Annotated in this window: 5 protein-coding genes and 1 pseudogene; 3 read left to right on the forward strand and 3 right to left on the reverse strand. The window is 57.8% G+C overall.

Going from position 1 to position 7,365, the window contains the following annotated elements; genetic code table 11:
• Window positions 1–206: 206 nt before the first annotated feature.
• A complete protein-coding gene (locus tag M0D69_RS42915) occupies window positions 207–1,715 on the reverse strand; it encodes an MFS transporter (RefSeq protein WP_301787856.1) in 1,509 nt (502 codons plus the stop codon).
• Window positions 1,716–2,026: 311 nt separating this feature from the next.
• Here M0D69_RS42915 and M0D69_RS42920 point away from each other — a divergent pair, with 311 nt between their 5' ends.
• From M0D69_RS42920 to M0D69_RS42930, 3 genes are all read left to right on the forward strand, one after another.
• On the forward strand, window positions 2,027–2,497 hold the full coding sequence (locus M0D69_RS42920; RefSeq protein WP_301787857.1) for a universal stress protein: 471 nt from the start codon (window positions 2,027–2,029) through the stop codon (window positions 2,495–2,497).
• Between the two features lie 105 nt (window positions 2,498–2,602).
• Window positions 2,603–3,343, forward strand: a complete 741-nt coding sequence (locus M0D69_RS42925; RefSeq protein ID WP_301787858.1) for a helix-turn-helix domain-containing protein — start codon at window positions 2,603–2,605, stop codon at window positions 3,341–3,343.
• 92 nt (window positions 3,344–3,435) lie between these two features.
• Window positions 3,436–4,776: an SUMF1/EgtB/PvdO family nonheme iron enzyme gene (locus M0D69_RS42930; RefSeq protein WP_301787859.1), complete on the forward strand. Its 1,341-nt coding sequence runs from the start codon at window positions 3,436–3,438 to the stop codon at window positions 4,774–4,776.
• Window positions 4,777–5,043: 267 nt separating this feature from the next.
• Here the strand turns inward: M0D69_RS42930 and M0D69_RS42935 are convergent.
• Together M0D69_RS42935 and ltrA are read right to left on the reverse strand one after the other, a co-directional pair.
• Window positions 5,044–5,231: pseudogene (locus M0D69_RS42935) on the reverse strand (DDE-type integrase/transposase/recombinase); the annotation flags it as partial.
• Between the two features lie 108 nt (window positions 5,232–5,339).
• Window positions 5,340–6,863, reverse strand: a complete 1,524-nt coding sequence (gene ltrA / locus M0D69_RS42940; RefSeq protein WP_301787860.1) for a group II intron reverse transcriptase/maturase — start codon at window positions 6,861–6,863, stop codon at window positions 5,340–5,342.
• Between the last annotated feature and the right edge of the window lie 502 nt (window positions 6,864–7,365).

The raw sequence follows: 7,365 nt of genomic DNA on the forward strand, positions 1-7,365 counted from the left end.
ATTCTGATCAAGCTCATGGTTCAGTAAAGTCGGCCTGTATTTCCGCAGCCTGTTAGGCCTGCGGTCGTTATATGTTGGATGTTCTCTTTATCACTATTAGTCACTGTGCGTGGCGGCCACGGACGCCGAAAGCACCACCCCGGCACCACCCCCGACCAACGAGCGCCAGCGACCACCCCCTCCGAGCGCGAGCGAAAACCCCACCCTTAACCCTTCCGAAACGTAATATGCGAAACCCTTCGCACCATCAGCACCGCCGATAACGCCGCCACCGCGGTCAGCGCCACCCCGATGTGAATCGACTGCACGAGCACCTCCCGGGCGCTCTCAATCAGCGCCGGACCATCCAGCCCGGCGGGCACCAGATCGGCCAGCAACTTCCCCCGCAACGCCGAATCGATCAGGATCCGTGGATCGTCGAACCTTGGCAGCCACGCCGAACTCGCCGGTTCGCCAAGCACTCTCAACGTGCGCGTGATGACATCCCGGTAATGATGCTGCACGATCGTCGCGACCACGCTGGTCCCCAGCATCCCGCCGACCATACGCGTCGATTGCAACAACGCAGTAGTAATGCCAAACCGCTCGCGCCCGGCAATCTCCTGCCCGAAGACATTCAGGTTATTCAGCACGAAACCCAGGCCAATACCAATCCCCGCCATCGGGATCTCGATCCAGATATGCGGCGTGGAAGCGCTGGCAAACGCCAACGCAATACACGCGAACATCAGCAACGTGAATCCAATCGACAAGATGAACGTCGGCTTGCGTAAATGAATCACGATGCGCGTGTTGATAAAACTGCCGATGGCAATAAACATCGCAATCGGCGTTGCCAATAAACCCGCTTCCTGCGGCGATAAACCAAACCCGCCCTGCAGCAGAAGCGGCGCAAAAAAGATCAGCGAAAACATCACGAAGCCCGACAGCGTGGACAACGTGAATAACGTGACGAGCTGCGGATCCTTGAACAGATCGAGCGGAATGATCGGATGCGTTGCGCGACGCTCGCAGATCAACAACGCCACCGCGCCAACCGTCACACAGGCGGCAAGCACCACGTTCCCCGTGGTCAGCCCGCTCTTTGGCACGGCTTCGATGAATGTCTGCAAACCGCCCAGCACCAACGCAACCAGCCCCGCGCCCAGCCAGTCGATCTTCACCGCGCCCTCACGCGGCCGACGAAAGTTCGGCAAATGCGCCCAGATGAAATAAAACGCGGCGATGCCCACCGGCAGGTTGATCAGGAAGGTGGAACGCCATCCCCAGTGCTCGCTCATCCAGCCGCCCAGCGACGGCCCCGCGGCGGTTCCAATGCCGTATGACGCCGCCATCACCACCTGCCAGCGCACCCGCAAGCGCGGATCGGGGAATAGATCGGGAATCGACGCGAACGCCGTGCCGACCATCATCCCGCCGCCCACCCCCTGCAAACCGCGCGCGATGACCAGGAACAGCATGTCGTTGGCCACACCACACAACACGGAAGCCGCCGTGAACGTCAGCACCGCGGCAATCACGAAACGTTTGCGGCCAAAATAATCGCCGAGCCGGCCGAATACCGGCACCGTCACCACCGACGCCAGCAAATACGCGCTCGCAATCCATGCGTAATACTCGAAACCATGCAATTCCGCGATGATCGACGGCAGCGCCGTACTCACCACGGTCTGGTCGAGTGCGACCAGCATATTGACCAGACCGATGCCGAGCATCGCGAGGAGAGCGTTACGGAAAGGCAGAGGAGTTGCAGATTCGGGAGGAGACGTAGCAGCGGACTGGGACACGGGCTGGGTGAGTTAGGAAAATGAAAAGAGGGATTAAATACCAACATCAAGCCCCGGATTGTATGACGGCATTATTTTGTCCGGTTGGTCAGGATCGGCCGTGCATCGACAAAAGGGGAACGTTCGTCAGATTAGTACGGTCGTAAAATTTGTAAGCTCGGTAATCAGGCGCGACTGTTTTCATCGATAAAACCGTCGCATGCACGTCGCGTGCGTTTCAACCGCTCAAGGAGAACGGTATGTTCAAACGAATCGTCGTGGCCATCGACGGCAGCCGCACCTCGCACCGCGCGTTCGAGTCCGCGCTGGAACTCGCCGCCACGCATGGCGCTGTGCTGCAACCGTATTACGTGGTGGAAAGCGCGCCGGTTTATTACGACGTGCCGGGCTACGATCCCTCGGTCCTGCGCGACGAACTCGCCGCCCGGGGCGCCAAACTCGGCGACGAAGCGTTCGCCGCGATGAAACGGCGCGGCGTAGAGGGCTCAGTGGCGATCGGTGAGGCTTCCTCCATGGACGATGTGGCCGATCTAGTGCTCAAGGCCGCCGCGGCGTTCAGCGCGGATCTGCTTGTAATGGGCACGCACGGCCGAAAGGGTTTCCAGCGGCTGATACTCGGCAGTGTCGCGGAAAGGTGTTTGCGGCAGGCGACGCTACCGGTGCTGCTGATTCCTTCAGCCGCCGGCAGCGACGAAGCACCAGCTTCATAAAGGTAAAGGCCTTTATCGCGCGACGTTTTGCCACCCGGGGGCGCATGGCATCGATGGGACAATTTCCTTGTTCCAGATCAAAACGAACTAAAAAGCGAGCGAACCATGCCAACCGTCCACGGGGCTTCCGCCCCTCTTTCGAACGCGCCCTCGCGTCACGCCGCCCATTGTTCAACCTGCGCCCTGCAGCACTACTGCCTGCCGCAAGGTTTGTCCTCCGAGGACGTCAACGCGCTCCAGAAGGTCATCGTCAACGCTCGCACGATCAAGCGCGGCGAAACGCTGTTTCACGTCGGCGACACCTTCGACACCCTCTACGCCGTTCGCTCGGGCTCGCTCAAGACGGTGGTATCAGCGGCGAACGGCAACGGCCGCGAGCAGGTCATGGGCCTCCATCTCGGCGGCGACGCACTCGGCCTCGAAGCTTTCGACACTGGCCTGCACGCATGTCACGCCGTCGCGCTCGAAGACAGTTCAGTCTGCCTGATTCCGCATGTGCATTTCGAACGCGCCTGCCGCGAAACCAGCGCCCTCCAGCGCAGGTTGCTGCAATTGCTGAGCCGCGAAATTGTCCGGAAGTCGACGCAAACCCTGATCCTCGGCACCTTGCGCGCCGACGAGCGTGTCGCCGCCCTGCTGCTCGATCTGTCCGCCCGGCTGAAACACCGCGGTTACGCCGGCAACGAATTCAACCTGCGTCTCACGCGCGACGACATGGGCAGTTTTCTCGGCATCACGCTTGAAACGGTCAGCCGGACGCTGTCGCGTTTTCAGGCAATGGGTCTCATCGATGCAAACGGCAAGCTTATCCAGATCCTCGACTTCGACGGTCTGCGCGCGATCTAGCCGGCTATGCGCTGGTGGTCTAAGCGCACTTGGCATGCCCTCTGCTACGATTAATCGTTTTGCATCGGCCCATGCCCGGAGACAAGAGCGAAATGAATCGCGAACCTACCCCGTTGCATCCGCTGCTCGCCCGCTTGCGCGAAGCACGTCAGACTACTGACACGCTGTTCTCCATCGTCAAACCCGAATTCCTGTATGAACGCCCGATTGCCGAGCGGCATCGGATCGTGTTCTACATCGGGCATCTGGACGCCTTCGATCGGAATCTGTTCGATCAGCGCCTCTTCGACCTGCCCAGCCCCAATCCCGAGTTCGATCAGTTATTTGCGTTCGGCATTGATCCGGTCGATGACGGCCTGCCAAGCGATCAGCCGCACGACTGGCCGACGCTTGCCACCATTCGCGCCTATGTTCAGCAGATTCGCGATGATATCGATGCGCGTTTCGACCCCGTCGAAATTACAAAGCTTGAAGATAAGCGCGGCAATTCCGGCGCTTTGGAAAACGCGCCCGAAACGCTGCTGGAGGTCGCGATCGAACATCGGCTGATGCACGCGGAAACGCTCGCGTACATGCTGCATCAATTGCCGCTGCACCAGAAAACCGGACCGACGGTCACGGAAAACACCGCGGCACATCCGCTCGACAAGACCCTCGCGCGCGAAATGGTCCACGTGCCCGCCGGCGTGGCGACGCTCGGCCTCGCACGCGACAGCGGCACGTTCGGCTGGGACAACGAGTTCGGTGAACAACGCGTGGAGGTGCCCGCGTTCGAGATGGACCGCTATATGGTCACGAACGCGGACTGGCTGGATTTCATTGATGCCGGCGGTTATGAGCATTGCGATTACTGGCGTGAGAGTGACTGGGCCTGGAAGGAACGTGAAGGCATTAACAAACCGGCGTTCTGGGTGCGTGATAAGTCATCCGAAGGATTGGACGGCGCCGGCTGGAAGCTGCGAACCATGTTTGACGAGATCGCGCTGCCTGCAGACTGGCCGGTGTATGTGAGCCACGCCGAAGCCAGCGCCTACGCGAAGTGGGCGGGCAAATCGCTGCCGACGGAAGCACAATGGCAACGCGCCGCCGAGTTTGCCCCGAATGCCCCGCACGCTCAGCAAGGCAATTTCGATTTCCGCCGATGGGAGCCTTCACCGGTCCATGCCCACCCGGAAAATCGCAGCGCGGCGGGCGTGGTCGGGCAGTTCGGCAACGGTTGGGAATGGACGTCGACGACCTTCGGGCCGTTACCCGGATTCGAGCCGTTTCCGTTCTATCTGGGTTACTCCGCGAACTTCTACGACGACCAGCATTACGTGCTCAAAGGTGGTTCGCCACGCACGGCGGCATGCATGCTGAGACCGAGTTTTCGCAACTGGTTTCAGGCACATTATCAATATGTGTATGCGGGATTTCGCTGCGTGCGCGGTTGACCATTTAAGCAATAGTTGACCCAAAATGTCGCTTTTCGCTTTGATGGAAAAATTGCCAACTATCGCTTTAACACAGCCCGTGTTGCACGGCTCCGAATTATCGTCTATTCCGTTGAGGTGGCGTCGCGTCATTCATCGCAAAGTTCTCGTTGCCAAGCGAACCAATCGTTCTTTCCTCAAGCAGCCGTTGAAACGGCGTAAAGAATCTCGAGGGTTACGTCGCAGTAAGACCAGCGAGTCGAGTAATTGCGATATGACAAGGATTACTTATGAATCGAGCGAGTAGAACTGCTGAGCGGCGGACAACGGATTTTTCCTGAGCATTTCATCTGCCCCTTCTTGATCATGTGCATTATTTCAATGCCACTGAGAATGACGCGAGCGCAGCCAAATTCCTTGAACCCAAGCATTGGCCGGGTGATGCGTTTGATGGCCCGATGGTCCTGGTCGGGTAGCAACAGCGCATTGCTGCGCTGCTGCCCCCTAAGAACCGTACGTGCGCCTTTAGGAGCATACGGCTCAAGCCTCTACAAAGGCATCTATCGACACCCGGTAGCACAACTTCATCTTCCGGCATACTGCGGATTTCTACGGCAATTGAGATGGTGCACTTGGAGATTGCTGGCTGCATCCGTCCCGCCATCAGCTTGCTTCACGATATGCGCAACATCCCAGCGGGTGTTCATCGTGATGGGCTGCTGACAGTTAGAACACAGGCCATCTTGCCTTAGCCAGACGCGGTACAGCTTATGGCGACCTCGTACCGAGTTCAGCATCTTCTTACCCCATCGGGATTCGAAGTACGGCGCCCATTGCAGATCGTGCGGATTGGCGCCCGCTTTGATCTTGATATGCCGTTTTATTGGCGTATCCGATTCCTTGAGCAAGATGACCTCTCTTGTCGTGCCATCCTCTTTGTTTTCTGTGGCGGCAAATACCCAGTCCCGGAAACCTTGGGTCTTGAAGTATTTGAGCTTCACCCATCGGGCTCCTTTTTTAGGGTGCCTTCTTACCGCCCATCGCCATAGCATTGACCAGACCTCGTGATCAACTCGATCGAAGGCTTTCTTGGCGACTACGTGGCTGTGGTATTGCGCCCATCCTCGGAGAACAGGATTGAGCAGCCTTATCAGGCTCGCCTGTTTAGCCGTCTTGTTGGCCTTGATGATTTCACGAATTTTGTCAAGATGCGCCTTGACGTTCGCTTTCGACGGTTTCATCAGTAGCTTGCCGTTGTACTTGCGAATGTTCCATCCGAGGAAATCAAACCCATCCTTGATGTGCGTTATTCTGGTCTTTTCTGGCGATAAGACCAACCCGCGTTCCGCCAGAAATTCGACTACTGCGGGCCTGACCTCACGTTCCAGCCACTCTTTCGAGTGGCCGGTAATAATGAAATCGTCCGCGTAACGCACCATGTTCATTTTCAGTCCCCTCGGTTTCGCTCGCGGGAATTTTTCCGCTAGCATCGCTTCGAGGCCATCGAGTGTCATGTTGGCTGCCGCCGGTGAAATAATTCCCCCTTGCGGGGTGCCGGCGTCAGTGGGGAAGAGTTCGTTTTGATACACATATCCCGCTTTGAGCCACTTCGTTAGGATCACCTTGTCCGTGGGGATATTGGCGATCATCCAGTCGTGGGAAATTTTGTCGAAACAGCCTTGGATGTCGGCCTCCAGCACCCATTCCGCACTCGCCTTCTTTGCCAGAGAAATGAAGCATTGTCCTCCAGCGTCAGCCGTCGAGCGTTCCGGCCTGAACCCATAAGAATTCAGATCGGCGGTGGTTTCCGCAACGGGTTCCAACGCCAACAGATATAAAGCCTGCATGGCGCGGCATTTCATCGCGGGCACGCCCAACTTCCTAGTGCCGCCCTTGGCCTTCGGAATTTCAACCTGCTTAACCGGCGGCGGGAAGTACGACCCCGACGACATCCGGTTCCACAGCTTGTAAAGATTTCCCGATAAGTTCTGCTCGAACATGGCGATCGTTTCCTCGTCCACGCCGGCAGCGCCGCGGTTAGCCCTCACCAGTTGATACGCTTCCCACACCATACGCCTTGCTATGCAATAGGGTTTTGTTGATGTCACGTCACTCATCCCCGCAATGCAGGTTGGTGACCTTCGTCAACCGGATAACGCCGCCCCTTCGCTCCACCGTCATTACAACGGCTTCAACACTACTACGGGCAGCTCCGCCCCTCACTCTGGCATCGGTATTCTTTCTCATGGTGTCTGCCACTTGTCATTTTCCTTCACATCCAGAGCAAGGTTCTCACGTTCCGTACCAAAGCCTGTATTGAGATCATGCCGCCTATACACCGACTGCCATCGGGACCGTAAGCAGGTATCGTCCCGACTTATCCTGGAGCTGGAAGTCGTCCCCAGTTTTGACAGTGCTTTAAGGCAATAACGATGCGTCATCGGACGGTTCACTTTCGTTCATCTTCTCAATACTTACCTGCCATCCTCAACGGCTGACTTTTCCACGGTCGCTGCCGGGTCGGCCGGTGGAATTTCACCACCAGCCGCCCACAGAACCGTGCGTAAACCTCTCGATTTACACGGCTCGTCCCAGCCGTACCTTTGCCAT

Origin of the sequence: Caballeronia sp. SEWSISQ10-4 2 (genome assembly GCF_030464885.1) — a bacterium.
Classification (GTDB): Bacteria; Pseudomonadota; Gammaproteobacteria; order Burkholderiales; family Burkholderiaceae; genus Caballeronia.

Coding starts and splice junctions, on each gene's coding strand:
- M0D69_RS42915 (WP_301787856.1), bottom strand. CDS start 1,715: ATGCTCGGCATCGGTCTGGTCAATATGCTGGTCGCACTCGACCAGACC.
- M0D69_RS42920 (WP_301787857.1), top strand. CDS start 2,027: ATGTTCAAACGAATCGTCGTGGCCATCGACGGCAGCCGCACCTCGCAC.
- M0D69_RS42930 (WP_301787859.1), top strand. CDS start 3,436: ATGAATCGCGAACCTACCCCGTTGCATCCGCTGCTCGCCCGCTTGCGC.
- M0D69_RS42925 (WP_301787858.1), top strand. CDS start 2,603: ATGCCAACCGTCCACGGGGCTTCCGCCCCTCTTTCGAACGCGCCCTCG.